The following is a 25,493-nucleotide window of genomic DNA, read 5'->3' as shown; positions in this document are numbered from 1 at the left end:
GCAGTTCTTTCCTCAGGCATTGCGGCTATAGCGTCCGCCGGGGTGCGCGCTGACCTGGTCGTCCAGCTCCAGCATCAACAGCATCGAGGATACCGCCGCGGGCGTCAATTGTGAACGCTGGATGATTTCGTCGACCGGCGTGGGGTCGAAGCCAACGGCCTCGAGCAGGCGCTTGTAGTCCGGGTCACCCTCCATATGCGGCGACGAAGCCGATTCCTCAAGCCCTGAAGCGGCCGCGGGCGGAGCGGGCGCCAGCAAACCTTCGATTTCGCCGGCCAGCTCTCTGGCCAGCGGCGCAAGCTCCTCGACTACCTCGTCGGCGGTTTCAACCAGCCGGGCGCCGTCGCGAATCAGGCGATGGCAGCCGCGCGAGAGCGGATTGTGTACCGATCCGGGGATGGCGAACACCTCGCGGCCCTGCTCGCTGGCCAGGCGGGCGGTGATCAGCGAGCCGCTGCGCAGGCTGGCTTCGACCACGATCACGCCCAGACTCATGCCGGAAATGATGCGGTTGCGCGCTGGAAAGTTGCCCCGCAGCGGGCCGATGCCCGGCGGGAACTGGCTCAGCAGGGCACCTGAACCGGCAATGCGCCCGGCCAGATCGCGGTGCCGCGCGGGATAAACCCGGTCCAGGCCGGTGCCGGCCACGGCCAGGGTGGTGCCGCCGGCATCAAGGCAGCCGGCGTGGGCGGCCCCATCCACGCCTTCGGCCAGTCCGCTGGTGATGGTCAGCCCCGCCCGTGCCAGGGTGGCGGCAAACGAGCGCGCGTGCTGCAGGCCGCCGCTGGTGGCGTTGCGGCTGCCGACGATGGCAATCTGCGGCGCGACCAGAATGTTGGGGTCGCCGGCAACAAACAGCGCCAGCGGCGGATCGGGAATGCGCTTGAGCAGCGGTGGGTAGAGTGCGTCCTCGCGGGTGATCAGCCAGCGCCGCTCGCCGGCAAGCCAGGCGAGGCAGCGCTCGAGCCGGTCCTGATCGGGGTGACGCAGCTGCTCGATATGCCGCCGTGTCAGCCCGGCCTGGCGCAGCTGGGCCTCGCTGGCCTCGACGGCATCGAGCGGGTTCGGAAAGGCTGCCTCCAGCGCAGCCATTCGCCGCGGCCCGAGGCCGTCGACGAGGATCAGCTTGAGCCAGTCGGCTGCGCGCTCGGGTACGGGCACGGCCCGCGCGTCAGAGGCTCTGATCCGGGTGCTTGAGCACGTCGTCGACCTGGATGGTGTTGGCGCTGCCCTCGAGTACCAGAGCGTAGCTGACGTGCTCGAACGGGCGAAACACCATGATGCGCCCGGCAAACTCGTCGGGCAGGTCGACGTAGCGCTTTTCCGGCTCCCGGAACGCAGCGCGGCTCATCAGCGGAAAGCGGTCGTCACGCATGGTGGCGCCCGGCCGGAAGGCGGAGAAGGTATGGCCGGGTGCGATGCCGTCGGCCGTTCCCAGGTTGACGGCCACCACCTGATAGTGGCCGGCGCCGTAGTTGCTGCCGGTAATCGCGATGACGCGGCCGTCTTCGGGGATCTCGTCCATGGCGCGCGGGTGGAAGTTCGGCTCGTAGACGTGGTCCTGGATCGGCAGGACAAAGTCGCCCTTCATGGTTTCATTGCGACCGGACGTGATCTCGATGATGGCGGGGTCGCCGGTCTTGACGACGCGGCCGCGGGCGGTTTCCCACAGCTCGTAACCAATCACCGGGTAGTCATAACGCTCCATCTGGCCGATGGTTGCTTTCCAGACGCCGCTGGCCGGGCGTACCTCCGAGCGCACCTGGCGGCCCTGGGTGTCAATCAGTTTTTTCTTGATGCGCACGTCGCTGTTCGGATTGACGCTGCGATCCTCGAACATGTAGTTGACGCGCGCAAGCACGACATCGTCGCCGACGCGGGCCGTGTCCAGGCCGCGTGCATAGGTGCGGTCACCCGGTCCGGCCAGCATGCGCTGTTCGTTGTTGGCGATGATGTAGGGCAGCTGCTCGTATTCCTCTGCCGAAACGATGCGCGGCGCCTTGAGAAAGGTCTCGATGGCCTCGAGCGGAATGGTCGAAACCGGACCGTCGATGGGGTCGCGCCGCACCTCCCGGGTCAGGCGCCGCACCGAGTCGTCGACCCGAAGCCGTGGCTCACCGCCGATGAAAGCCAGCGAGATGACGTCTCCCGGATAGATCAGGTGCGGGTTTTCGATCTGCTGGTTGGCATCCCAGATGGCCGGCCACTGCCACGGCCGGGTCAGAAACAGGCTGGCGATATCCCAGAGCGTGTCCCCCTCCTGCACGACGTACTCCCGCGGGTGATCGTCGCGCAATTCCACGTCCTGAGCCTGTACGGTGAACGCCGCCAGTACAATGGCGGTCAGAATAAGTATGCGTTTCACTGAAGCGACTCCCTCGAACGTTGCCCACAGGCTTGATTTTTCGCAGACTATCATAAACATTGTCATTGCAAAACGCACCTTTAAGCGGTTTTCTTGAAATCCCATGTCAAAACTCACGATTCTTCAATACCCCGATCCCCGGCTGCGCCGTGTCGCCCGTCCCGTCGACCAGGTCGGCGAACCTGAACGGACCCTGGCGCGCGACATGCTCGAGACCATGTATCACGCGCATGGCATCGGCCTGGCCGCGACCCAGGTCAACCGGGACATCCGCCTGTTCGTCATGGATCTGAGCGAAGAGCGCGATCAGCCACAGGTTTTGTTCAACCCGGAAATTCTCGACCGCAGCGGCAGCCAGGTGTGCGAGGAGGGCTGCCTGTCCGTGCCGGGGCATTACGCCGAGGTCACGCGTGCTGAAAAGATCAGCGTTCGCGGTCTGGATCTGGACGGCGAACCTTTCGAGCGGGAGGTCGACGGCCTGGCCGCGGTGTGCATTCAGCACGAAATCGATCATCTCGACGGCAAGATGTTCGTTGACTACCTGTCGCCGCTCAAGCGTCGCATGATCGGCAAGAAGCTGCGCAAGCAGCAGGGCAGCCGCGAAAAAGTCACGGCCTGATTCGTATGCGGATCATCTTCGCCGGCACGCCGGCCTTTGCCGTACCGGCCCTGCAGGCGTTGATCGACCGCGCGGCCTGGCGGCCGGTTGCGGTGCTGGCCCAGCCTGACCGCGGAGCCGGGCGCGGTCGCAAACTGCGCCTTGGCCCGGTCAAGCAGCTGGCGGTCGATGCCGGCATTGACGTGCTCCAGCCGGCGTCCCTGAAAGGCCATGCGGAGCAAGCCGCGCTGGCGGCGTATCAGCCCGACCTTCTGGTGACCGCGGCCTACGGCCTGCTGCTGCCCCCGGCGGTGCTGGCGCTGCCGCGCCACGGCTGCTGGAACCTGCACGCCTCCTTGCTGCCGCGCTGGCGCGGTGCCAGCCCCATCAATCAGGCCATTCTCCACGGCGACGCTGAAACCGGCATTTCGCTGATGCAGATGGACGCCGGCCTCGATACCGGCCCGGTGTTGCTGCAGAAGGCCACGTCAATTGGGCCAGAGGAAACCGCTGGCGAGCTGCACGATCGGCTGGCGCAGCTGGCCGCCGAGCTGCTCGTCGATGCGCTCGACCAGCTCGACGGCGGCCGCCTGGCGCCTGCAACGACACAGGACGAATCGCGCGCAACACATGCGCCGCTGATCAGCAAGAGCGACGCGCAGCTCGACTGGCAGCGCCCCGCCGACGAGCTGGCGCGCATGGTGCGCGCCTATCAGCCCTGGCCGGTGGCCTTCGCGGAAGTCGACGGCCAGAACTGGCGCATCCACCGCGCCCGACCGGCGGCCGGAGATGCGCCGCCGGGGACGATCCTGCCCGAGAGCGCGCCAGAAGTGCTTGCCGTGGGCTGTGGGCAGGGCGTGCTTGAAATTCTCGAGCTGCAGGCGCCGGGCAAGCGCCCGGTGTCGGCTCGCGACTGGTTCAACGCGCGTCGCGCCGCATCGTGAATGCGACCCAGCAGGGGCCGGTAAAGGCCGATGGGGCCGCCCCTCGCCAGCTCGCGTCGCAAGCGGTTCTGGCGGTCATCGACCGGGGCCGCGCGCTCGATGTCGCGCTCCTGCCGCTGCTGGCTTCTCTGCCCGGCTCGCGTGATCGTGCGCTCGCCCGACGGCTGAGCCACGGCGTGCTGCGCGACTGGCCGGCGCTGGATTGGCTGATCGGGCGGCTGGTCGAAAAACCCCTGCGAGGGCGTAACCGCCGCCTGCATTTTCTGCTGGCCGTGGCGCTCCACGAGCTGCGCGACGGGCGCGAGCCTGATCACGCGGTGGTCCACGCCGCGGTGGCAGCGGCGCGAGCGCTGTCAGGCCCGCGCCTGACCGGGCTGGTCAACGGCGTGCTGCGCACGTTCCTGCGCCGACGTGACGCACTGCTGGCCCAGTTGCCCGACAGCGCCGTGTTCGCCTGTGGTTATCCCGGCTGGCTGATCCAGCGGATCGAAGCTGATCACGGCGCCAGCGCGAACGACATTCTCGCCGCCGGCAATCAGCCGCCGCCGCTGTGGCTGCGCGTCAATCGGCGAAAGACCGACCGCGATGATTATCTGGCCCGGCTCGCCGAGGCCGACATTGCGGCGCAAACGGTCCCTGGCTTTCCGGACGCGCTCAGGCTGGCCGAGCGGGCCGGGATCGGCCGCTTGCCGGGGTTTGAAGCCGGCCTGTGTTCGGTGCAGGACGGCGCCGCCCAGCTGGCGGCCGACTATCTGGATCTGGGCGCGGGCCAGCGCGTGCTGGACGCCTGCGCCGCACCCGGCGGCAAGGCGGCCCATATCCTCGAGCGCCACGGCGTTGACCTGACCGCCCTGGATGTCGACGGCGAGCGCCTGGCCCGCGTGGGCGACGGACTGGCGCGGCTCGGTCTGGAGGCCCGCCTGATGACCGGCGATGCCGCACAGCCGCAAGACTGGTGGGACGGCCAGCGCTTCGACCGCATTCTGGTCGATGCCCCCTGTTCGGCCAGCGGCGTCATTCGTCGACACCCCGATATTCGCTGGCTGCGCCGGTCCGAGGATATCGCGCGCCTGGTGCAAACCCAGCGGGAGATCCTCGACGCGCTGTGGCCGCTGCTGGAGCCTGGCGGTATCCTTGTCTATGCCACCTGTTCGCTCTTGAGGGTCGAAAACGACGAGCAGGCCCGCACTTTTCTGGAGCGCCATGCAGATGCCCGAGCCATCGACAACAGCGACATGCCCGGTCGGTCCATGGGTCCGGGCCGCCAGATTCTGCCTGGTGAGCATGGCTGTGATGGTTTCTATTACTTTGCCGCTCGCCGGATGCCGGAGTGATGCAGCCGCCGACTGGCGGGTTGATTTCATCGCCCCGCAGCTGCGCTGGACCGGCGAGGGCCTGGACTTCATTGCCGGCGTTGATCTCGACCCCAGCCCGGCGATGCTCGAAGCGCTCGAGCGCGGCGTCGACCTCACCTTTCTGGTGGCCTTGCGCGCTTCCTCGGGGCGGGTCTGGCTGCCGGGCCTGGACGAGCGGCGGCGCCATCGTTTTCGCATCAGTTATCTGCCGCTGAGCCGCCACTATCAGCTGCATGATCTGCATAACGACACCCGCCAGACCTTTCCCCGCCTGAATATGCTCATCAGCGAGCTGCGCCTGCCGCGCTCGTGGAGCATTCCGCTGGCGCCGGATGAGTCCGTTTCGCTGGTGCGGGCAAGGATTCGCCTCGACCGCACGCGCCTGCCGTCGCCGATGCGGTTGCCGACCTGGTTCGAGGCGCAGTGGCAGCTCGACAGTGACTGGCAGCCGCTGACTCCGGGCGAGCGCCGGCCGAATCGCCCGGCGGAGGCCGCTGAATGATCGGACGACGGGGGCGGCTGCGCGTTCTGCGGGCGATTCCCATCGCTGCGGTGCTGGTGCTGCTGCTGGCGGCCCTGTATCTGGTCTCGACCGTTGAGCAGGAGGCCACCCAGCTGGGCCGGCTGGCGCAGTGGATCTTTGCGCTCACCGGCCTGGCCGTGCTGGTGCTGCTGGGCGTCATCATCGGCCGCGCCGTGCGCCTGATTCAGCGTCTGAGGGCTGATGAGCCCGGTGCGCGACTGACCGCCCGGCTGGTCGCGGTTTTCGTTGCCTTGACGCTGCTGCCGGTGGTGATTCTGTATCTGTTTGCCATCCAGTTTCTCAGCGATACCATCGAGGGCTGGATGGACACGCGCGCCGAGCAGGCGCTGGCTGATTCCATCGAGCTGGGGCAGATGTTTCTCGATCTGCGCACGCGCGATGCCCGCGACGAGATCCGGCGACTGGCCGAACAGATCGATCCCGGCGATGAGGATCGCCTGTTCCGGCGACTGCTGCGACACGTCTCCAGCGCCGGGCCGACCGATCTGGCGGTGCTCGACGGCTCCGGTTCGGCCACGGTCAGCGCCAGCATCGACCCGGGGCGAATCGTGTCTCAGCGCCCGGGAGACTTTGCGCTCACCCAGGCGCTCGAGGACGAAGAGTATGCCGCCGCCGAACCGTTTGCTGATGGCATCCGGATTCGGGTGCTGCGCACGCTCGGCAGCCCCACGCTCGGCGGCGACACCCTGATTCTTCAGGCGATCTATCCGCTGCCGGCGCAGTTCAGCGAGCTCGCCGATCGCATCGAGTCGGCTTACCACCGCTATCAGAACGTGACCTATCTGCGGGTTCGGCTGCAGCAGAGCCTGATCCTGATTCTTTCGCTGGTGCTGCTGCTGACCGTGCTGCTGGCCATGCTGCTGGCCTTCAACGCCGCCCGTCGGCTGACCCAGCCCATCCGTGAACTGGCGCAGGCGACCGAAGAGCTGGCCGCCGGTCGTTTTCCGCATGACTTGCAGGTCACCAGCCGCGACGAGCTGGGCTTTCTGGTGCGCTCGTTCAACACCATGACGCGTGAGCTTGCCAGCAGCCGCCAGCAGCTCGAGGCGCAGCGGCGCTATCTGGAGATCGTTCTCGGTCGGCTTTCAGCCGGCGTGCTCGCCATCGACGTCAACAATTGCATCAGCGCGTTCAACGACTCGGCGGCACGGATTCTCGATCTGGATGCCGCGCATCACAGCGGCCGCCGGCTTGCCGAGCTGGCCGTCAGCCGTCCGGATCTGGCGCCCTTGATCGAGTTGATCGTCGAGCGCCATGCCGCTCCCGGCAGCGACTGGCGTCAGGAAATCAAGCTGGGCGAAACCGATCCCCCGCTGGTGCTGGTCTGCCGCGGCTCCGACCTGCCCGACGAAGCCGGTGGGCATGTGGTGGTCTTCGACGACGTCACGGTGCTGGATCAGGCCCAGCGCGAAGCCGCCTGGGCAGAAGTCGCCCGCCGCCTGGCGCATGAGGTCAAGAATCCGCTCACGCCGATCCAGCTGGCGGCCGAGCGTCTGGCCTGGAAGCTCGAGCCGGTGCTGCAGGAACCGCAGCGCGACCTCCTCTCGCGGGCGACGTCCACCATTCGCGCACAGGTCGACGCCCTGCGCCGGCTGGTCGACAGCTTTGGTGACTACGCGCGCCCGGCGCGGCTCAATGCCGAGTCGGTGGATCCGGCCGGGGTCATCCGTGAGGTGGTCGATCTTTATGCCAGCGGCGATATGCCGATCAGTTTCGATCTGATCGAGCCCGACCCGCCGCTGAGCATCCTGGCCGACCGCGGACAGTTCCGCCAGCTGCTGATCAACCTGGTGCGCAACGCCCAGGAGGCGCAACGCGAGCAGCGATTGGCAATCCAGATCCGGATCGAACCGGCTTGTGGCGACAATGGGCAGCCGGGGGTGACCATCCTGCTGCGCGACAACGGCCCGGGCTTCTCGTCGGAGGTGCTGGCCCGGATCTTCGAGCCCTACGTGACCACCAAGCCGCGCGGTTCGGGCCTGGGGCTGCCCATCGTGCGCCGGATCGTCGAGGACCACGGTGGCCACATCACCGTGGCCAACGCAGAAGCCGGCGGCGCCGAAGTGAAATTATGGCTGCCGGCCGGATGATCGTTCGCCGGCTGAGGTATCCTCTGGATCCCGAATCGGTGCCAGAATGACGCCATGAGCAGTGCACGCATCCTGATCGTCGACGACGAACCCGATATCCGCGAAATGATCGGCGAGATTCTGCGCGACGAGGGCCACGAGCCCGTCGTCGCCGGCAACGCCGCCGAAGCGCGTGAGCGCCTGCGCGAGGCCGCGCCCGAGCTGATCCTGCTCGATGTCTGGATGCCCGATACCGACGGCATCAGCCTGCTGCGCGAATGGCGCGATGCGGACGTGATCCGCTGTCCGGTGGTGATGATTTCCGGCCACGGCTCGGTGGAAACCGCAGTGGAAGCCACGCGCCTGGGCGCTTTCGATTTCGTGGAAAAGCCGGTCTCCATGGCGCGGCTGATCGTGACCATCGACAATGCTCTGGAGGCCGGTCGGCTCAGGCGCGAGAACGAAGGGCTCAAGCGCACTCAGCCCGCCGTGCTCGAGCCGCTGGGGCGTTCGGCAGTGGTGCAGCAGCTGCGGCAGCGGCTCGAACGGGTGGCCCAGCACGAAGCGCCGGTGCTGATCACCGGCGAGGCCGGCGTCGGCAAGCTCGAGGCAGCGCGCTGGATTCATGCGCACTCAGCCCGCGGCGAAGGCCCGTTCGTCAGCGCGGCCACGCGGGTCGATGCCGCGTCGTTCCAGTCGATGCTGCACGGCGCGCATGACGAAGGCCTGCTGGCCGAAGCACAGGGCGGCGTGCTGTTCATCGACGACGTGTCGCGGCTGGACCCGGGCGCGCAGACAGCCCTGCTCAAGGTGCTGGAGCTGGGCCGGGTCAATCCCGACCGGCCCGACAGCGCGGAGCTGGATCTGCGCGTGATCGCCGGCACCAGCCAGCCGCTGGAAAAGCGGGTGCGCGAAGGGCGCTTCGACGAGTCACTGTTCTATCAGCTCAACGTGCTGCCGCTCGACGTGCCGCCGCTGCGTGAGCGCCAGGAAGACGTACCCGATCTCATTCGCTTCTATGCCGAGTACTATCCCGGGCGTGACGGCACGCCTTATCGGCATTTTCCGGTGGCGGTGCAGAATCGCCTGCGCCAGTACCACTGGCCGGGTAATCTGCGCGAGCTCCGCAATCTGGTCCAGCGCCTGCTCATCCTCGGCCATGGCGAAGAGGTGACGGTCGCTGAAGTGGAGGAAGCGCTGGCGCAATCAGACACCGGCGAGACCGTTGGCGACCGCAAGATGCCGGCGCTCTATGGCATGCCGCTACGCGAGGCGCGCGAGGAATTCGAGCGCCAGTATCTGACCTTCAAGCTCCAGTCGGTGGAAGGCAGCGTCGGCAAGCTGGCCGAGATTGTCGAGATGGAGCGCACGCATCTCTACCGCAAGCTCAAACAGCTGGGCATCGACCCCAAGCAGGTCTAGCGGGCCATGCAGATCATCATCCTCGGCGCAGGACAGGTGGGAAGCGGGATGGCCCGCAGCCTGTCGGCCGAAGAGTTCGACATCACCGTCGTCGACACCGATGCCGAGCGCTTGCGCGAGCTGCAGGAAAAGCTCGATATCCGCACCGTGCTCGGCCATGGCGCGCACCCCGAAACGCTGATTCGTGCCGGCATCGACGACGCCGAGCTGCTGATTGCCTTGACCAATTCCGACGAAACCAACATGATCGCCTGCCAGGTGGCCTATTCGCTGTTCAATACGCCGACCAAGGTCGCGCGCGTGCGCGCCAGCGACTATCTGGCCTATCCGGAGTTGTTCAAGCGCGACAGCACGCCGATCGACGTATTGATCAGTCCAGAAGGTCTGGTTACCAACCACATCCAGCGCCTGATCGACTATCCCGGCGCGCTGCAGGTGTTTGACTTTGCCGACGGCCGCGCCCAGCTGGTGGGCACGCGCGCCTTCCACGAAGGGCCGCTGATCGGCCATGAGCTGCGCGCCCTGCGCGACAAGCTGCCCAGCGGGGTCGACGCGCGGGTGGCCGCCATTTTCCGCAATGACGAGCCCATCATCCCGCAGGGCGACACCGTGATCGAGGTCGACGATACGGTGTTTTTCCTGGCTGCACGCGAGGATATTCCGGTGGTGATGCGTGAGCTCAGGCGCATGAGCGAGCCGGGGCATCGCATCCTGCTGGCCGGCGGCGGCAATATCGGCGCCAGCCTGGCGCGTCGCCTCGAACGCAGTCATCACGTCAAGCTCATCGAGCGCGACCCGGTACGCGCCGAGCGCATTGCCGAAGATCTCGACACCACGCTGGTGCTGGTCGGAGACGCAGCCGACGAGGACCTGCTGCACGAGGAGGGTATCGACGAGACCGACGTCTACTGCGCCCTGACCAATGACGATGAAGTCAATATTCTCTCGTCGATGCTGGCCAAGCGCCTGGGCGCGGACAAGGTCATCACCCTGATCAACCGCCCGGCCTACGTCGACCTGGTCGAGTCCGATCGTATCGACGTGGCGGTGAGCCCGCAGCAGGTCACCATCGGTGCATTGCTGACTCATATCCGCAAGGGGCACATGGTGCGCGTCCACTCGCTCAGGGGGGGCGCCGCCGAGGCCATCGAGGCCGTGGCGCACGGTACCCCCGGTCAGTCCAGGGTGGTCGGCAAGCGTATCGGCGAGGTCGACCTGCCGCCGGCGACCAGCATCGGCGGCATCATCCGCGGTGAGCGCGTGATCATCGCCCACCACGACGTCGTCATCGAGACCGACGATCACGTCATCCTGTTTGTTGCCGAACAGGCCTCCATCCGCCGCGTCGAGCGTCTGTTCGCGGTCGAAGCCGTTTTCCTGTAGCCGGCGACATGCGGTTCCGCGCCTACGCACCGGTTCAGCGCATCGTCGGGGTGCTGTTGATCTTCCTCAGCCTGGGCTTCGTGCCGCCGTTGGTGTTCGCTCTGGTCAGCCAGGATGGCACGTTCCATGCGTTTGCCGTCAGCCTGCTGGTGGTGGCCGTAACCGGCCTGGCGCTGTATCTGCCGATGCGCGATTCGCACCGCGAGCTGCGCATTCGCGACGGTTTTCTGGTGGTGGTGGCTTGCTGGGCAGCGGTGTGTCTGGCCGGGGCCGTGCCTTTTGTCCTGGCCATCGACGCCAGTCTGGTCGACGCGGTGTTCGAATCAACCTCCGGTTTGACCACCACGGGCGCCACGGTCTTCACCGGCCTCGACGAGATGCCGATCTCGATCCTGTGGTATCGCCAGCAGCTGCACTGGATGGGTGGGCTGGGCATCATCGTGCTGGCGGTCGCCATCCTGCCGATGCTGCGCATCGGCGGCATGCAGGTCTACAAGGCCGAGATTACCGGGCCGGTCAAGGAAAGCCGGCTGACACCGAGAATCGCCGAGACGGCCAAGGCGCTGTGGCTGATCTACATCGGCCTGACGGTGCTGTGTGCGGCCGCCTTCTGGGCCGCCGGAATGCCGCTGTTCGACGCCATCGGACACAGTTTTTCGACCGTCGCCACCGCCGGCTTTTCTACCCACGACGCCTCGATCGGCTACTTCGACAGCGCGCTGATCGAATGGCTGGTCGTATTCTTCATGGTGATCTCCAGCCTGAACTTCGGTCTGCACTACCTGGCCCTGCGGCGGGCCACGCTGCAGGTCTACTTGCGCGACCCTGAACTCAAGCTGTTCGTGGTCCTGGTGCTGATCATCTCGGCGGCGGCCACGCTGTTGCTGTGGCATCAAAGCCTGTATCCCAGCTTCTGGGAATCGTTGCGCCATGCCGTTTTCCAGTCGATTTCCTACATGACCACCACCGGCTTCACCACCGCCGAAGTCCATGCCTGGCCCGGCACCCTGCCGCTGCTCTTGCTGTTGATCAGCGGCCTGGGCGGCTGCGCTGGCGCCACCACCGGCGGTTTCAAGATCATCCGCGTCTATCTGCTGACCAAGCAGGGGCTGCGCGAGCTCAAGCGCCTTGTTCATCCGCGTGCCGTGGTGCCGCTGAAGCTGGGCGGGCGCACGCTCGATCAGGAGGTTGCCAACGCGGTCTGGGGCTATGTGTCGCTCTACATTCTCTGCGTGGTCGTGCTCACGCTGATCGTCTCCGGCATCGAGCACGATCTGGTCACCGCCGTGTCGGTGGTGTTCTCTTCGCTCAACAATCTGGGCCCCGCCCTCGGCGAGGCCGGCCCGAACTACGGCGCACTCAACGGCGGCAGCAAATGGCTGATGAGTTTCGCCATGCTGCTCGGTCGTCTGGAGATCTTCACCATTCTGGTTCTGCTGACCCCGACTTACTGGAAGCACTGACACGGCTTGCCGGAGTGGGTAGGGTGGAGTCGGAAGTGTGAAGTGGGAGGTGGAAGACTACGGATACGGCAGCTGGTTTCCGAGGCGGGAAGAAAATGTCGCCACCGGAGAACAACAGCCCGGCTCAATCTCAGCCCGCCCTTCACACTTGACGCTTCACACTCCACACTTGATCCTCGACACTTACAGCATTCCTTTTCCAATGGATCCAACAGTCATCGAAAAACTCATCGACCAGGGTCGCGACAGCTACGAATCGCGCCTGGCGGCCGGTCAGGCGCGCCTGAAATCCGGCGACCTGGCGCTGGCCATCGAGCACCTGGAGGTGGCCACCGGCCACCGCCCCGACCAGACCATGGCCTGGCAGGAGCTGGGCAAGGCATTCAATGAATCGTCGCGGCCGGAAGCGGCCCGAACGGCCTGGGAGAAGGGGCTGGAGGCCGCGCAGGCCAACGGCGACAAGCAGGCCGAAAAGGTCATCGGCGTCTTCCTCAAGCGTCTGGACCGAACGCAGTCCGACCAATAGCCGGCGGCAACCTGCTTCGATGTCGGGTTAATGAATAATCAAGAGTGGCGCTTCCTGCGCGCCGGATACGGCGAAGGACGCCCACCGGGCTGGCGGCTGAAGCGCTTGTAGCTCCACAGGTACTGTGCAGGAGCGCGCCGGATTTCGTTTTCCAGCCAGCGGTGCATGACGCCGGCGGCGCAGACGGGGTCGTCGTCGGCAATGGCCGGGTCGGCCGGCTCGAAGCGCAGCCGCCAGCCGCGGCCCCGTGCCAGACGCTGGGCGCTGGCGAAGATCACCGCGGAGCCGGTGCGGCGCGCCAGACGGTTGACCAGGGTCATGGTCAGCGCGGGTTGGTCGAAAAAGTCGGCAAAAACGCCTTCACCCTGCTTGGGCTGCTGATCGGCCAGCAGGCCGATCGCCTCGCCGCGCCTCAGGCCGGCCAGAAGCCGGCGCATGGCCGGGCTGCCGCTGGCGATCAGACGGGCGCCAAAACGCTGGCGGCTTGCGGTAACGCGCTGGTCAAGACCTGCCTGCCGCGGGGCTTTGTACAGGGCGGTAAACGGTCGCTGCAGGGACACCCACAGCGGCAGGACTTCCCAGTTGCCGAAGTGCGCGCCAACCAGCAGAACGCCCTTGCCCCGCGCGGCGGCCCGTTCGACCTGGGCCCAGCCGTCGACTTGTCGGACATGGCGCTGCAGGCGAGCGCGCGACCAGTACCACACGGCGCCCGATTCCAGCACCAGGCGCATCATCTCCACGAGATGGCGGCGGTAGAGCCGTTCCCGGGCGGCTTCATCCAGCTCGGGGAAGCACAGCTTCAGGTTGGTGCGCACCACCGCATGCCCGCGCCAGGGCAGGAAGCGCATGAGCCAGGCCAGCGGCACGGCCAGCGCATGGAGCAGGCGCAGCGGCAGCCAGGAGAGCAGGTGCAAGAGGGCGACGGCAAGGCGTTCGATCATGGGGTTCGGGAATCCGGCTGGCGCCAGGATTGGACGAGTCGAGTCAGTGCTCTGGTGTTTTGGACAAGGCCGTGCGCGCAGTGTAGGCTCGGGTCAGTTCTGGCACGTATGGTTTCGTGATGAGGATTATAGCCACCATTGCCGTTCTTGCCGCCGCGATTGCGCTCCAGGCTCCGCCCGCGCGGGCGGACGACGCTCCTGCCTGGCCTCCGGGCATGTCCGGCCGCCTGGCGCCGGCCGAACTGCTCGCCGCCATTGTCGGCACGGCCGATGCGCTGCGTCATGAACTGATCGTCGAGTTCAACGTTCCCGTGCTGGTCGACGGCGTCGCGCTGGTCGACGAGGATGCCATCGAGGACCTGCCACTGGAGGACCATCGCCGCCAGCTGCAGGCATACGGTTTCACCGACGCCGAGATCGATGGCAGCCGCACTTTCGGCGAGATGACGGTTCCTTTCCGGATTTCCGAAGCCGTCCGCGAAGACCCGGCGGGTTTTTCCGACTACCTCGAGCGATCGGCGGCCCGGATCGAACGACTGCGCGCACCCGCGACCGTGAGCGGGGGGGCGGATCGGCTCTGCTCGGGCCTTCTGCCCGACAGCGAATGGCGTGCGCAAACGAGCCGGGCGGGCTGCGAGGTGTCCGACGAGGTGGTGTACCAATGCACGCTCACCGAAGTGGATGGAGAAAGCCGGGGCACCTGGCTGCGGGTCGAGGCGAGCGATCCCGACCGCGCAAACGATCCGGCATCCGACTGCGGCTGATCGGGGTGGGGAAATGATCGGACTGCTGCAGCGCGTCAGCGAAGCCTCGGTCCGGATTGATGGCGAGGCGGTCGGCGAGATCGGCGCCGGCCTTGTGGTGCTGGCCGGTTTTCGCCAGGGCGACAGGGTCGAGCGGATTCCGCGCTTTGTCGAGCGATTGCTCAACTATCGCGTCTTCGCCGACGATGAGGGGCGGATGAACGTGGGCCTGCGCGATGTCGGCGGCGGCCTGCTGGTCGTGCCGCAGTTCACCCTGGCGGCCGATACCAACTCGGGCAATCGACCCAGTTTCACCCCGGCTGCGCCGCCAGCCGAGGGTGAGGCGCTGTTCGCCGCGTTGGTCGAGCAGGTCGAGCGCGACTGGCCGGGCAGCGCCTTCGGCCGTTTTGGCGCCGACATGCAGGTGGCCCTGATCAACGATGGCCCGGTGACGTTCTGGCTGGAGGTGAATTGAGGGCGCCCGCGGGCCGTTACCGCGCCTGGCGATGTCGTCGAACCTGTGCCTTGCGAAATGCCGCATTCATCTGCTTGCAGGGGCCACCATGGTGAAAGCCACCGGGTCGGTGGTGGCGAGTACGCGGCCTGACGGTGTTTCCAGTCGGGCGAACAGGCGGTGCCCGCCGGGTGGGGGTGCATCAATGCTGGCCTGCAGCGAGCGCAGGGGCGCCAGCGGTTCACCGTCGAGTACCAGCGTGATCCGTGCGGTCGGCGGCACTTCGATATCAATGCCCAGCACGACCTCGAGGCCGTCGTCGGCCGCCAGCGTCAAGGCGGCGCCATCGGCGGGCTGTTCGATGCGGAAGTTCATGGCCGGTCGAGCCGCGGCCAGGGGGTCGGTTGGCTGCGTCTCGAGATCACCCTCGAGCACATTGAGCTCCGGCAGATCCATGGGCTCGGCATCGTCGTCGGGCTTGCGGTCGGTGTAGGTCACGTTGCCGTGTTCGTCTACAACGCGGTAGATCTCCTGGGCGGCCAGCGGGCCGCCGGCCAGCAGAAGCGCGGTCAATACGATGCTGATCGCTTTCATGGGCAAACTCCCGACATTCCATCCATTGTTCCATTCTACCGGGCAATGGCGGTGGAATGCCGCAGTGAAACACGATCAGGCTGCGCCGCGATCCTTTTCGAAGCGAAAAGCGTTCATCGCCCGCGCCCGCAGCCTGACCGATTGGCCCAGTTCGCCGGCGGTGGAGGTCAGCTGCCGTGATGAATCCGCCGTGTGCCGGGCCGCCTCGTTGAGCTGGCCGATGACCTCGCGAATACGCCGTGCATTGAGCGACTGCTCTGAAGAGCTCGCCGAGATCTGCTCGAGCAGCGTGGACGTCTTCTCGATGGACGGCACGATCTGCTCGAACAGCTGGCCGGCCTCCTCGGCCGTGTTTACCGAGTCGTCGGACAGTTGCGCGACCTGCTGAGCGGTGGCGCGACTGCGCTCGGCCAGCTTGCGGACTTCCGAGGCGACAACGGCAAAGCCCTTGCCCGACTCGCCCGCGCGTGCGGCCTCGATGGCGGCGTTGAGGGCCAGCAGGTTGGTCTGAGAGGCGATCTCGTCGATGCTCTGGATCTGCTCGGCGATCCGTCGCATGGCGCGCACCGTTGCGTTTACCCGCTCGCCGCCGGCGCGCGCCAGATCGGACGCCTGCCTCGCCACGGCGCTGGTCTGGCGGGCGCTGTCGTGATTGTTTTCGATCGCGGCCGCCATCTGATTCACGGTCGTCGTCGTGTCTTCGAGATTGTCGGCCTGCTGAATGGCCGATTCGTTCATTGAGCTGGCGGTTGCAGACAGGCCGTTGACGTGATCTCCGAGTGTCCACCCGGAGCGTTGGGTTTCGAGCACGGCGCTGGCCATATTGCCCGAAAGCGTACTCAGCGCGTGGTTCAGGTGGCCCATCGGGCTGCGGTGGTCGCGATAGGGCAGGTTGTACAAGTCGCCCGCGCCGATTTGCTGGCACAGGCGGATGGCCTTCTCGAGCGGTCGGCTGAAGCGGGTGCGGAAAATGACCAGTTGGGCCACCGTTGCAAGCGTGCCCGTGAAGGCCAGCGCGGCGATCAACCAGAGGCCGAGCAGCGGGCCGGCAAGGATTGCCGCGGCCAGCATGCAGGCCGCGCCGACCGCCGACAGGGCAGTGAGCTCGAACTGTCTGACCCTGCGGAGCGCCACGCCGAGACGGCCGGCGATGCCGCGGCGGATCGGGTGCCCCTCGTGCAGCGCCTGCTGCGGGCGAGTGCTCCACAGATCATTGTAGAGGCGCTCGGCCTGCTCGATTTCGCGCCGTGACGGGCCGCGACGCATCGACATGTAGCCGATCGCGCGGTTGCCCTGCCAGATCGGATTGACGTTGGCCTCCACCCAGTAATGATCACCGTTCTTGCAGCGGTTCTTTATCACCCCGCGCCAGGGTCGGCCCGCCTTGATGGTATTCCAGAAATCCGCGAACACTGCCGGCGGGACGTCCGGGTGGCGAATCATGTTCTGGGGGCTTCCCATCAGCTCGTCTTCGCTGAAGCCGCTGATTTCGATGAATGTCCGGTTGACGAAGGTGATCTTGCCGCGCAGGTCGGTCTTGGAGACGATGTACTCGCCGGGTGGGACCCGCACTTCGCGCTGAGTCACGGGCTGATTGTTCCGCATTGCCGCTTTCCGCTTCCAATGGGTGTCTGATACCGGCCTTAGCGGCCGATGCCAGCGAGTCCTTTAGCTCAGTCAGGAATGCGGGCCTGCGGCCGGGTCAGCTGGAGTAATACATGTCGAATTCGACCGGGTGTGTCGCCATGCGCAAGCGCGTGACTTCGTTCATCTTCAGGTTGATGTAGGCGTCGATCAGGTCGTCGCTGAAGACGTCGCCGGCCTTGAGAAAGTCGCGGTCGGCATCGAGCGCTTCCAGCGCCTGATCCAGAGCGTGACACACGCGCGGAATATCGCGCTCTTCTTCGGGCGGCAGGTCGTAGAGGTCCTTGTCCATGGGCGCGCCCGGGTCAATCTTGTTGATCACCCCGTCGAGGCCGGCCATCAGCATGGCCGCAAAGGTGAGGTAGGGGTTGCCGGCCGCGTCGCCGAAACGGATCTCGATGCGGCGTGCCTTGTCCGAGCTGACCCAGGGCACGCGGCAGGAGGCTGAGCGATTGCGCGCCGAATACGCCAGCAGTACCGGTGCTTCGAAGCCCGGTACCAGGCGCTTGTAGCTGTTGGTGGTCGAGTTGGCGAAGGCGTTGAGGGCGCGGGCATGCTTGAAGATGCCGCCGATGTAGTGCAGCCCCATGTCGCTCAGGCCGCCATAGCCCTCGCCGGCAAACAGATTCTTGCCGTCTCGCGACAGCGACTGATGCACGTGCATGCCCGAGCCGTTGTCGCCGACCAGGGGCTTGGGCATGAAAGTGGCCGTGCGGCCGTGGCGATGGGCGACGTTGTGGATGACGTATTTCATCATCAGCATCTCGTCTGCCTTGCGCACCAGAGTATTGAAGCGCGTGCCGATTTCGCACTGGCCGGCGGTGCCGACTTCGTGGTGGTGCACTTCCACCGGAATGCCGCAGGCTTCCAGGGTCAGGCACATCAGGCTTCTCAGATCGGCCAGCCCGTCGACCGGGGGGACCGGAAAATAGCCGCCTTTCACGCGCGGCCGATGGCCGTAGTTGCCGTCTTCGTATTGCTTGTCGCTGTTCCAGGCGGCTTCTTCGGAGTCGATGGCAAACGAACAGCCGGAAATATCGTTGTTCCAGCGCACGTCGTCAAACACGAAAAACTCCGGCTCGGGCCCGAAGAACGCCGCATCGGCCAGGCCGCTGGACTGCAGAAAGGCCTCGGCTCGCCGGGCCAGCGAGCGCGGGCAGCGGCTGTAGCCTTGCATGGTGTCGGGCTCGAGGATGTCGCAGGTCAGGCTGAGCGTCGGATATTCCGAAAACGGATCGAGGCAGGCGGTTTCGGCATCCGGCATGAGCACCATGTCGGATTCGTTGACGCCCTTCCAACCGACGATCGAGGAACCGTCGAACATCGTGCCGTCCTCGAACATGTCTTCGTCGACGGCATGGGCCGGCAGCGTGATGTGCTGCTCCTTGCCGAGCGTGTCGGAGAAGCGCAGGTCAACGAACCGGATCTCTTCTTCGCGGATTCTCTGGAGCACCTTTTCGGGGGTCATCTGGATCGGACAGCCTTGTTGGGTGACAGGGTCGGGGCCCCGGGTGCGGACTGGATATTGCGTTGACAATCCAGTCGCAGCCGATCCCCGGACAAATTTTACGCGCTTTGCGCTCGCGCCGCGAGCGCGATGTGCGCCAGCGCCCGGCGTGCCGATCCCGCGTCGGGGCGCTGGCGAACGGCCCGGGTCACAGGACGCCCTCGGGCGGCAGGCGTGAAGCCTGCTGACTGGCCTTTCCTTCGCGAAAATCGGGGAAATGCCTCAGCCTGTGACCGCCTTCTCAGACTGAAAGCGCCAACTCGTTTAAGCTGAATAGCATCCACTTTAATACTCTAGCGGTAACAAATGACCAAGAAGTTGCTGATTCCTTTTCTGCTCCTCTTTTCGGCGCCGGTGCTGGCTCTTCCCGGCCTGCCGGCCGACGTGTCGGTGGACGAGTCGGTGCCCACGCCGGCTGAAGTGCTTGGCTTCGAGCCGGGCGAGCGCCATCCGCGCCATGATCAGGTCGTGACCTATCTGCGGCGCCTGGCTGCTCACTCCGACCGCGTCCATCTCGAGGAAATCGGGCGCACGCACGGCCAGCGACCGCAGCTGTTGCTGACTTTCGCCAGCCCCGAGCGCCTGGCCCGTATCGATGAGATTCGTGCTGGACGCAAGAACGCCGCGCACAACGGAGAAGGGCCGCCCGTGGTCTGGATGGGCTACTCGGTGCACGGCAACGAGGCCTCCGGCGTGAGCGCTGCACTGGTCATGGCCTGGTACCTGGCCGCTGGCGAGGATGAACGCGTTCAGCGCTGGCGCGACGAGCTGGTGATGGTCATGGAGCCGGCCATCAATCCCGATGGCATCGATCGTTTCGCTCATTGGGTCAACATGCACCGCGGCAACCATCCCTCTTCGGATCCCGCTGATCGCGAACATGCCGAAGGCTGGCCGAACGGGCGCACCAACTATTACTGGTTCGACCTCAACCGCGACTGGTTGCCTGTGGTTCACCCGGTTTCGCAGAACCGCCTGCGCCATTATCAGATGTGGCGTCCGCATGTGATTACCGACCACCATGAAATGGGGCGCAACAGCACGTTCTTTTTCCAGCCCGGTATTCCCGAGCGCACCAACCCGCTCATTTCCGATGCCAATCAGCAGCTGACTGCCGACATCGCCGAGTTTCACGGCCGCATTCTGGATTCCGCCGGCCAGCCCTATTACGCGCGCGAGTCCTTCGACGACTTTTATGTCGGCAAGGGTTCGACCTATCCGGACGTGACCGGTGGCATCGGAATCCTGTTCGAGCAGGGCTCCAGCCGCGGCGTGATTCAGGACAGCAAATACGGCCTCAAGCGCTTCAACGACACGGTGGCCAACCAGGTGCGCACCAGCATCTCGACGCTTGATGCCGCGGCGTCTCATGCCGACGACCTGGTCGAGTATCAGCAGCGCTTCTTTGCCGATGTGCAGGACCGGGCCGGCAGCTGGGAGCAGGCAGGCTGGCTGATCGGCGATGGCGGTGACCCGGCGCGCGCCCATGGCCTGATCGAGATGCTGCTCAATCATGACGTGACAGTGCGCCCGGTAGAGGAGTCGGTCGAGATCGGCGACACCCGTTTCGGCCCCGGCTCGGCCTGGGCCATACCGGCTGACCAGGACCGCTTCCTGCTGCTGACCTCCATGTTCGAGGCGGTCACCGAGATGGAGATCGAAACCTTCTACGATGTTTCCGCCTGGCCGATGGCAATGGCGCATGATCTGCCGTTGACGACGGCACGCCGTCTGCCGAAAACCGGTGCTGCGCTGACGCAAGCGCCGAGCCACGCAACAGCGGCGGTCAACAGTGATGCCATGGCCTGGCTGGTGCCCTGGAACCAGTATCGTGCCGACGCCCTGCTGGCCGCGCTGCTGGCCGACGGCTATCGGGTGCAGGTGCTGACCAAGGCCGCGACTCTGGCAGTCGATGGCCGCGATCGCGCCTTCGAGCAGGGCAGCCTGGTTGTCCATGCCGGTATTCAGCCGCAGGAGCTCGACCCGGTCGGTGCACGTCTGGCCGGGCTGGCCGAGCAGCACGGGGTTGATGTTGTGAGCGCCGATCGGGGCATGGCCTCCTCAGGCGTCGATCTGGGCTCGCCGTCGGTACCGGTGCTCGAGCCGATCAGCGCGGCCATGCTGACCGGTCCGGGCGTCAGTGCCTATGCCGCCGGCGCCGTCTGGCACTTCTTCGACACTCGCCTGGCGCAGCCGCTGGCCCAGCTCGACGCCGCGCGACTGAGCCGTGGGCAGCTGGAAGAGCACACGCACCTGATCGTGCCGACAACAGGCTGGAATGGCTCGCTCGATGACTCGACCAGACGCGTCATTGCCGCCTTCGTCAAGGACGGCGGCACCGTCGTGGCTTTTGGCAGCGGCGCGGAAGTGGTCGAATCGCTGGAGCTGGACTGGCAGTTTGCCGCTGACGAGAAATCCGAAGAAGACGCCAGCGGCGATATGCAGCGTCGCGCCTACGGTGATTATCAGCAGGACTTTGCCCGTGAGCTGATCGGCGGCAGCGCGCTGCAGATCGACCTGGATCTGAGCCATCCATTGGCCTGGGGTTATACCGATAAGGATCTGGTGCTGTTTCGCCAGGGCACCCACCGCCTGCGCGCCGTTGACAACCCCTACGCCCAGGTGGGCGTGTATGCCGATGCCCCCCTGGCTGCCGGTTATCTCTCGGCCAAGAACCGCCAGAAGCTGGCCGGTGCGCCGGCCATCAGCGTCAGCCGCCACGGCGCCGGCACGGTGGTGCGCATTGCTGACGAGCCGCTGTTCCGCGGCTACTGGCGGGGTGGTGAGAAGCTGTTTGGCAACACGCTGTTCTTCAGCCAGTTGATCTCGCCGACGAAACTGCCCGAGTGATCGTGTTGATCGGCGGGTGGCCGACCGTTGCGGTGGGCCACCCGCTGAACCCTCAGACGATGCGCGAGAAACGGCCGCTTGACTGTCCGGCTGGCGCCAGGTAGGCGTCGAAGATCCGGGCGATCGCGCGCAGAAACAGCAGACCGTTGGCCGTGACCTTGAAACCGTCTGCGTCGCACTCGATCAGGCCGGCGTCGGCCAGCGACTGCAGCTGCTCGAGTTCTTTGGCGAAATAGTGTCGGAACACCAGCTGGTAGTCGCGTTCGATGTCGTGATACGCCAGTGCCCCATTGCACATGATGCGTTCGATGACGTCGGCGCGCAAACGGTCGTCGGTATTGCGGGTCAGACCGCGCGCGGTCGGCAGGCGCCCCTCGATCAAGGCAACGACCCATTCTTCAAGCTGACGGTGATTCTGGGCGAAACTGTCGCCGATCTGGCTGATCGCGCTGGGGCCGAAGCTGACCAGGTCGAGGCCGCCGTGGGTCGAATAGCCCTGGAAGTTGCGCACCATGGTGCCGTTTTTCTTGGCCTGAACCAGCGAGTCTTCAGGTTTGGCAAAGTGATCCATGCCGATGAATTCGTAGCCGGCATCGAGCAGCCGCGCGAGCGTGTTGCGGAACACGCCCAGCTTGGTTGCAGGGCTTGGCATCTGTTCGATGTCGATCTGGCGCTGGGCCTTGAACAGGTGCGGCAGGTGGGCATAGTTGAACAGCGAGATCCGATCGGGGTCCATGCTGATGATCGACTCGATGGTCTTGGAGAATCCGGTCGTGGTCTGCATCGGCAGACCGTAGATCAGATCGACGCTGATCGACTCGAAGCCGACGCCGCGGGCGGCGCCGATCACCGCGCTGACCATGGCGGTGTCGTGAATCCGGTTGACCGCCTTCTGCACCTGCGGGTCAAGGTCCTGTACGCCGACCGAAATGCGGTTGAAGCCGATGTTGCGCAGCTCGCGGATGCCGGCCGGATCGACGGTGCGTGGATCGACCTCCAGGCCCAGTTCGGCATCGGGCGCGAACTGGAAATGAGTCCGCAACAGTGCCATGAGCTGGCGAACCTGGTCAGTGCGCAGGAAAGTGGGCGTGCCGCCGCCCAGGTGCACCTGGCGAACGGTTCGATCGCGGTCGAAGCGCGGCGCGACCAGCCGCAACTCCTTTTCCAGATTGACCAGAAACTCCTGGCCAGCCGTGGCCGAGCGCGTGATGACGCGATTGCAGGCACAGTAAAAACAGGGGCTGGCGCAAAATGGCACGTGCACATAAAGCGACAGGCCGGCGGGCATCGGCAGGCCGTTGCTGTCGGCAATGGCTGCTTCGAGCTCGGCTGGACCGAAATCCTCGCTGAACTGTACCGCGGTGGGGTACGAGGTGTAACGCGGACCCTCGCCACCGTATTTCGCGATCAGCTCGGCGTCGAAACTGGGGCGCATGAGTTGAGACATGGTGATCTGAATGCAGACGGTAGTGTTGATCAGGGCTCAAGCGTAGTCCCACACTCTGGGAGCCGACTTGACCATCGTCAAAAAGACCAAAGTCGCCTGCGGCCGGTGTTCTGGTACATTCAACGCCTGAATTCGAGCCGAGCCCGGAGTGAAAGCGTGATTCGCCCAATTCTGCATGTTCTTGTTCTGTTGTTTCCCGGCCTGGTTCTGGCCGGTCCCGATGCCCCCGATGCGGTTGCCATCGAAGAAGTGCTGGCGCTCGCTCCTCTGCCTGTCGATGCCGAGCTCATGGCCGAGGCAGGCCATGCCGACGGGCTGCGGCGGGCGCTCATCGGAAAGCTGAGCGAACAGCCACTGCCACGGCCCTCGCAATCCGTTGCGGCCTTCGGGCGCGAGCTGGGCTGGCAGTCGGCGGCCGTGGATGAGCTGGACAGCGAACGGCAGCTGCAGTTGTGGTGGTTCCAGCTCGAGACCGAGCGCTTTGTCCGTGGTGAGCTCGAGATCAGCGGCCTGCGCAATGCCGGGGTATTCATCGATGGCGAGACGGTCGAAGCAGGAGATCAGGGGTATGCGCTGGATCTGCGTAACGGCAGCCACGGCGTCTGGGTTGTGCACGAGGGCGCCGCAGACAACGCCACGCCGTCGCTGGCCTGGCAGGGGCGTTCCGAGGTTGACCGCGTGCGCGCGCACACCCGGCCGGTGCGCCGCGTGTCGGCACAGCGCCTGACCAACGCCGAGACCGTTGACCGCATGGCCATTTCACCGGATGGACGCTATCTGGCGCTGGCCTTCGAGCGCCGCGACGAGCTGGCCGACAGCGATGTCCGCCGCCTCGCGATTCGCGATCTGCAGACCGACCGCATCGTGCGGCAATGGACGGGCCAGGCGCCCGCAGCCCTGGCCTGGAGCCCGGACGGTTCGAAGCTGGCCGTCCAGACCGGCAACAGCCTGTGGCTGCACGAGCGCGATAGCGGCCGGGTTCGGCCGGTGCTGCTCGAGCACGCGGGCATTGGCAGTTGGCGCTGGCATTCCGATTCGGCGTCAATCCTGTTTGCCTGGACCCGCAAGGACGAAACCGATACCGACAAGCGCCGCCGCCTGCGCTCGCTTGAAGATCGCTGGGCGGGTTTTCGCGATGCCAGCCAGCTCCATCAGGTTGATGTGGCCAGCGGCATGGTACGCGCGCTGACCGCCGAGCCGCACTCGGTCACGCTGCACGATGTGGTTGGCGGTCGGGCCTTGCTGTCGCAGCCGATCATCGACTACGAGGAAGCGCCGCACAGCCTGACCCGCGTGTTCGAGCTTGCGCTCGACGACGGTCGCCAGACCGACATCGCGCGCTTGCGTCATTTCAACGACATACGCTATGCCGAAGATGGCTACTGGCTGCTGGCCGGGCCGTCCCTGGCAGCCGGCGATGGCGATATCACGCCGGCGGAGGTTGCGCCCAACGACTTCGATACACAGCTCTACCTGCTTTCGGTTGATGGCACGCAGGCGACCAGTGCAAGCCGCGATTTCGACCCCGCCCTGACCGCGATCGAACGCCTGGCTGACGGCAATCTGCTGCTCTCCGCGATCTCGGGTGAAGAGGTCGCGCTGGTTCACTTCGATGTGGCGTCCCGGCGACTGGAAATCATCGACACCGACCTGGCGGTAATGGAGTCGTTTGTCGCTTCGCGCACCTCACCGCCGACCATCGTCGCCCGCGGCAGCGATGCTGATGCGCCGCAGCGCGTCCATCGTGTCGGCCTCGAGGGGGATATCCGGACGCTGGTCGATTCCCGCCAGAGCGCCTATGCAGACGTCGTGTTCGGCGAAGTGCACGACTGGCGCTTCAACAACGCTGACGGCATCGAAATCGATGGCCGCTATTATCTGCCCCCGGATTTCGACCCCGACGGCAGCTATCCGCTGATCGTCTACTATTACGGCGGCACCACGCCGGTCAATCGCCAGTTCACCGGGCGCTATCCGTTCAACCTCTGGGCAGCCAACGGCTACGTCATCTACGTGGTCCAGCCGCGCGGCGCCATTGGTTATGGCCAGGACTTTTCGGCAAGGCACGTCAACGCCTGGGGCGACTACGCTGCCGCCGATATCATCGAGGGCACGCAGAAATTCGTCGCGGCCCACGACTTTGTTGACCGGGAAAGAATCGGCAACATGGGCGCCAGTTACGGCGGCTTCATGACCATGTATCTGGCAACGAAAACCGATCTGTTTGCCGCCTCGATCTCGCACGCCGGCATCAGCGCGCTGACCAGCTACTGGGGCGAAGGCTGGTGGGGTTGGGCCTATTCCGGCAGCGCCAGCCGCGGCAGCTTCCCCTGGAACAACCGCGAGCTCTATGTCGAGCACAGCCCGATCTACCATGCCGACCGGATCAATACCCCGCTGCTGCTGCTGCACGGTGATTCCGACACCAACGTGCCGCCGGGGGAAAGCGCCAACATGTTTACCGCGCTCAAGCTGCTGGGGCGCGAGGTCGAGATGGTCGAGTTCACCGGCGAAGACCACTGGATCCTTGACCGCGAAAAGCGCTATGTCTGGTGGGACAGCATCCTGGCCTGGTACGACAAGTGGCTCAAGGACGAACCCGAGTGGTGGCAGTTCCTTTATCCGGAGTCATGATCATTACGCA

General features: G+C 65.6%; 20 protein-coding genes. 13 read left to right on the top strand and 7 right to left on the bottom strand.

Translation table 11 applies throughout. From position 1 onward, the window contains the following. Nucleotides 1–12 precede the first annotated feature (12 nt). On the bottom strand, nucleotides 13–1,161 hold the full coding sequence (dprA, locus tag ACEWQ0_RS11480) for a DNA-processing protein DprA (protein ID WP_476485408.1): 1,149 nt from the start codon (nucleotides 1,159–1,161) through the stop codon (nucleotides 13–15). Between the two features lie 10 nt (nucleotides 1,162–1,171). Continuing rightward, a complete protein-coding gene (locus ACEWQ0_RS11475; protein WP_476485407.1) occupies nucleotides 1,172–2,365 on the bottom strand; it encodes a LysM peptidoglycan-binding domain-containing protein in 1,194 nt (397 codons plus the stop codon). A gap of 103 nt (nucleotides 2,366–2,468) precedes the next feature. Between ACEWQ0_RS11475 and def the strand changes: the two genes are divergently transcribed. From def to ACEWQ0_RS11430, 9 genes are all read left to right on the top strand, one after another. Continuing rightward, on the top strand, nucleotides 2,469–2,984 hold the full coding sequence (gene def, locus ACEWQ0_RS11470; protein WP_476482821.1) for a peptide deformylase: 516 nt from the start codon (nucleotides 2,469–2,471) through the stop codon (nucleotides 2,982–2,984). Between the two features lie 5 nt (nucleotides 2,985–2,989). Then, complete coding sequence (gene fmt, locus ACEWQ0_RS11465) at nucleotides 2,990–3,907, top strand: methionyl-tRNA formyltransferase (protein WP_476485406.1); 918 nt, start codon at nucleotides 2,990–2,992, stop codon at nucleotides 3,905–3,907. Beyond that, nucleotides 3,904–5,241 carry a 16S rRNA (cytosine(967)-C(5))-methyltransferase RsmB gene (gene rsmB / locus ACEWQ0_RS11460; protein WP_476482819.1) on the top strand — a complete coding sequence of 446 codons (1,338 nt, stop codon included), beginning with the start codon at nucleotides 3,904–3,906 and terminating at the stop codon, nucleotides 5,239–5,241. The genes fmt and rsmB overlap by 4 nt, the downstream gene beginning before the upstream one ends. Then, complete coding sequence (locus ACEWQ0_RS11455) at nucleotides 5,201–5,764, top strand: DUF4390 domain-containing protein (protein WP_476482818.1); 564 nt, start codon at nucleotides 5,201–5,203, stop codon at nucleotides 5,762–5,764. The genes rsmB and ACEWQ0_RS11455 overlap by 41 nt, the downstream gene beginning before the upstream one ends. Then, nucleotides 5,761–7,896 (top strand): sensor histidine kinase, encoded by a 2,136-nt coding sequence (locus ACEWQ0_RS11450; protein WP_476485405.1) that lies wholly within the window; start codon nucleotides 5,761–5,763, stop codon nucleotides 7,894–7,896. Before ACEWQ0_RS11455 ends, ACEWQ0_RS11450 begins: the two co-directional genes overlap by 4 nt. 54 nt (nucleotides 7,897–7,950) lie before the next feature. After that, nucleotides 7,951–9,297: a sigma-54-dependent transcriptional regulator gene (locus tag ACEWQ0_RS11445; protein ID WP_476485404.1), complete on the top strand. Its 1,347-nt coding sequence runs from the start codon at nucleotides 7,951–7,953 to the stop codon at nucleotides 9,295–9,297. Nucleotides 9,298–9,303: 6 nt separating this feature from the next. After that, complete coding sequence (trkA, locus tag ACEWQ0_RS11440; protein WP_476485403.1) at nucleotides 9,304–10,680, top strand: Trk system potassium transporter TrkA; 1,377 nt, start codon at nucleotides 9,304–9,306, stop codon at nucleotides 10,678–10,680. A gap of 8 nt (nucleotides 10,681–10,688) precedes the next feature. Continuing rightward, complete coding sequence (locus ACEWQ0_RS11435; protein ID WP_476485402.1) at nucleotides 10,689–12,143, top strand: TrkH family potassium uptake protein; 1,455 nt, start codon at nucleotides 10,689–10,691, stop codon at nucleotides 12,141–12,143. 202 nt (nucleotides 12,144–12,345) lie between these two features. Beyond that, nucleotides 12,346–12,669, top strand: a complete 324-nt coding sequence (locus ACEWQ0_RS11430; RefSeq protein WP_476485401.1) for a hypothetical protein — start codon at nucleotides 12,346–12,348, stop codon at nucleotides 12,667–12,669. A gap of 38 nt (nucleotides 12,670–12,707) precedes the next feature. Here ACEWQ0_RS11430 and ACEWQ0_RS11425 read toward each other — a convergent pair whose 3' ends face one another. Further along, nucleotides 12,708–13,610: a lysophospholipid acyltransferase family protein gene (locus tag ACEWQ0_RS11425; protein ID WP_476482812.1), complete on the bottom strand. Its 903-nt coding sequence runs from the start codon at nucleotides 13,608–13,610 to the stop codon at nucleotides 12,708–12,710. A gap of 215 nt (nucleotides 13,611–13,825) precedes the next feature. Here ACEWQ0_RS11425 and ACEWQ0_RS11420 point away from each other — a divergent pair, with 215 nt between their 5' ends. Continuing rightward, on the top strand, nucleotides 13,826–14,374 hold the full coding sequence (locus ACEWQ0_RS11420; protein WP_476485400.1) for a hypothetical protein: 549 nt from the start codon (nucleotides 13,826–13,828) through the stop codon (nucleotides 14,372–14,374). A gap of 13 nt (nucleotides 14,375–14,387) precedes the next feature. Further along, entirely contained in the window at nucleotides 14,388–14,828 is a 441-nt protein-coding gene (dtd, locus tag ACEWQ0_RS11415; protein ID WP_476482810.1) for a D-aminoacyl-tRNA deacylase, read from the top strand. A 66-nt stretch (nucleotides 14,829–14,894) separates the two neighbouring features. Here the strand turns inward: dtd and ACEWQ0_RS11410 are convergent, their stop codons facing one another. The 3 genes from ACEWQ0_RS11410 to glnA form a co-directional block, all read right to left on the bottom strand. After that, nucleotides 14,895–15,401, bottom strand: coding sequence for a DUF4124 domain-containing protein (locus ACEWQ0_RS11410; protein ID WP_476482809.1), 507 nt, complete (start codon nucleotides 15,399–15,401; stop codon nucleotides 14,895–14,897). A gap of 75 nt (nucleotides 15,402–15,476) precedes the next feature. Then, entirely contained in the window at nucleotides 15,477–16,988 is a 1,512-nt protein-coding gene (locus ACEWQ0_RS11405; RefSeq protein ID WP_476485399.1) for a methyl-accepting chemotaxis protein, read from the bottom strand. Between the two features lie 115 nt (nucleotides 16,989–17,103). Then, entirely contained in the window at nucleotides 17,104–18,513 is a 1,410-nt protein-coding gene (glnA, locus tag ACEWQ0_RS11400; protein ID WP_476485398.1) for a type I glutamate--ammonia ligase, read from the bottom strand. A gap of 345 nt (nucleotides 18,514–18,858) precedes the next feature. Here glnA and ACEWQ0_RS11395 point away from each other — a divergent pair, with 345 nt between their 5' ends. Continuing rightward, a complete protein-coding gene (locus tag ACEWQ0_RS11395) occupies nucleotides 18,859–21,402 on the top strand; it encodes a M14 family zinc carboxypeptidase (protein ID WP_476482806.1) in 2,544 nt (847 codons plus the stop codon). Nucleotides 21,403–21,454: 52 nt separating this feature from the next. On the opposite strand, the gene hemN is transcribed toward ACEWQ0_RS11395, so the two are convergent. Then, nucleotides 21,455–22,849 (bottom strand): oxygen-independent coproporphyrinogen III oxidase, encoded by a 1,395-nt coding sequence (hemN, locus tag ACEWQ0_RS11390; RefSeq protein WP_476485397.1) that lies wholly within the window; start codon nucleotides 22,847–22,849, stop codon nucleotides 21,455–21,457. A 156-nt stretch (nucleotides 22,850–23,005) separates the two neighbouring features. Between hemN and ACEWQ0_RS11385 the strand changes: the two genes are divergently transcribed. Beyond that, nucleotides 23,006–25,483, top strand: coding sequence for a prolyl oligopeptidase family serine peptidase (locus ACEWQ0_RS11385; RefSeq protein WP_476485396.1), 2,478 nt, complete (start codon nucleotides 23,006–23,008; stop codon nucleotides 25,481–25,483). Nucleotides 25,484–25,493 lie beyond the last annotated feature (10 nt).

It is taken from the genome of Wenzhouxiangella sp. YN9 (assembly GCF_056324165.1).
This window is presented reverse-complemented; position numbering and strand designations above follow the sequence as displayed.

Coding starts and splice junctions, on each gene's coding strand:
- def (WP_476482821.1), top strand. CDS start 2,469: ATGTCAAAACTCACGATTCTTCAATACCCCGATCCCCGGCTGCGCCGT.
- fmt (WP_476485406.1), top strand. CDS start 2,990: ATGCGGATCATCTTCGCCGGCACGCCGGCCTTTGCCGTACCGGCCCTG.
- ACEWQ0_RS11455 (WP_476482818.1), top strand. CDS start 5,201: ATGGTTTCTATTACTTTGCCGCTCGCCGGATGCCGGAGTGATGCAGCC.
- ACEWQ0_RS11450 (WP_476485405.1), top strand. CDS start 5,761: ATGATCGGACGACGGGGGCGGCTGCGCGTTCTGCGGGCGATTCCCATC.
- ACEWQ0_RS11445 (WP_476485404.1), top strand. CDS start 7,951: ATGAGCAGTGCACGCATCCTGATCGTCGACGACGAACCCGATATCCGC.
- trkA (WP_476485403.1), top strand. CDS start 9,304: ATGCAGATCATCATCCTCGGCGCAGGACAGGTGGGAAGCGGGATGGCC.
- ACEWQ0_RS11435 (WP_476485402.1), top strand. CDS start 10,689: ATGCGGTTCCGCGCCTACGCACCGGTTCAGCGCATCGTCGGGGTGCTG.
- ACEWQ0_RS11430 (WP_476485401.1), top strand. CDS start 12,346: ATGGATCCAACAGTCATCGAAAAACTCATCGACCAGGGTCGCGACAGC.
- ACEWQ0_RS11425 (WP_476482812.1), bottom strand. CDS start 13,610: ATGATCGAACGCCTTGCCGTCGCCCTCTTGCACCTGCTCTCCTGGCTG.
- ACEWQ0_RS11420 (WP_476485400.1), top strand. CDS start 13,826: ATGTCCGGCCGCCTGGCGCCGGCCGAACTGCTCGCCGCCATTGTCGGC.
- dtd (WP_476482810.1), top strand. CDS start 14,388: ATGATCGGACTGCTGCAGCGCGTCAGCGAAGCCTCGGTCCGGATTGAT.
- ACEWQ0_RS11410 (WP_476482809.1), bottom strand. CDS start 15,401: ATGAAAGCGATCAGCATCGTATTGACCGCGCTTCTGCTGGCCGGCGGC.
- glnA (WP_476485398.1), bottom strand. CDS start 18,513: ATGACCCCCGAAAAGGTGCTCCAGAGAATCCGCGAAGAAGAGATCCGG.
- ACEWQ0_RS11395 (WP_476482806.1), top strand. CDS start 18,859: ATGACCAAGAAGTTGCTGATTCCTTTTCTGCTCCTCTTTTCGGCGCCG.
- hemN (WP_476485397.1), bottom strand. CDS start 22,849: ATGTCTCAACTCATGCGCCCCAGTTTCGACGCCGAGCTGATCGCGAAA.